Here is a 652-nt window from a genome sequence, read left to right as displayed (position 1 = left end):
ACATCATCCCTGTCAGCAAAGACGATTCGAGCAAGCGAAACCAGTCTGCCGAAAAAGCGGAAAAGCTCGTGAACGAACCGATTAGCCCAGTCGAGACGAACAACCGCGTCTCCGCTGAACGGTTTATTAACCGGGCGGCTGCGATGCCGATAAAAAAACTCCCCATAATATTCACCAGCCACAAGCCCATTCCGGCTCCAGCGAATTGAAACACGGCCGCGCGCAGCAATGAGCCAGCCATGCCGCCAAACCCTACAGCCAATATCTTTTTCATAAAATCCCCCGAACGTTTTTCTTCAGTATACCTTATTCAGGGGTGAGCGTTAATTCTACCCCTTCCACTTCGCCTTCGATCTGGGTTTCATGAAAATCGCCTTGCGCCCAATCATCGACCTGGTTGTGGAAAAAGTCGGATTTCATATGTCCGCTGAGCCAAAAAAAAAAAAACATCATTCACTTTCCCGCACCGACCGCCGACTCTTTTTCCCACCACATATCCCGACTACTCCTCTTACCACTACATACACCTATCTCTATGTGAATACTACCAACCACGCACAAGTACTTCTAACTCGCTTCTGACATCCACTTCGACAACACCATAGACCATAACACTTAAAATCTTAGCTGACGTATTATCCTCATGATAGCT

General features: G+C 47.9%; 2 protein-coding genes. Both read right to left on the bottom strand.

All coding sequences use genetic code 11. The annotated features are described in order from the left end of the window. A partial coding sequence (locus tag BHE18_RS14950) for a fluoride efflux transporter FluC (protein ID WP_071619340.1) occupies positions 1 to 274 on the bottom strand: 274 nt, incomplete at its 3' end. Positions 275 to 306: 32 nt separating this feature from the next. Then, positions 307 to 453: a hypothetical protein gene (locus BHE18_RS23265; RefSeq protein WP_171910719.1), complete on the bottom strand. Its 147-nt coding sequence runs from the start codon at positions 451 to 453 to the stop codon at positions 307 to 309. Positions 454 to 652: the final 199 nt, after the last annotated feature.

The sequence above is a fragment of the Rossellomorea aquimaris genome (genome assembly GCF_001877785.1).
Taxonomy (GTDB): Bacteria; Bacillota; Bacilli; order Bacillales; family Bacillaceae_B; genus Rossellomorea; species Rossellomorea aquimaris_A.
Note: the sequence above shows the minus strand (reverse complement) of the source record. Positions and strands in the feature narration are given on the sequence as shown.

Excerpts from the sequence above, each read along its gene's own strand:
- BHE18_RS23265 (WP_171910719.1), bottom strand. The coding sequence starts at position 453 with ATGATGTTTTTTTTTTTTTGGCTCAGCGGACATATGAAATCCGACTTT.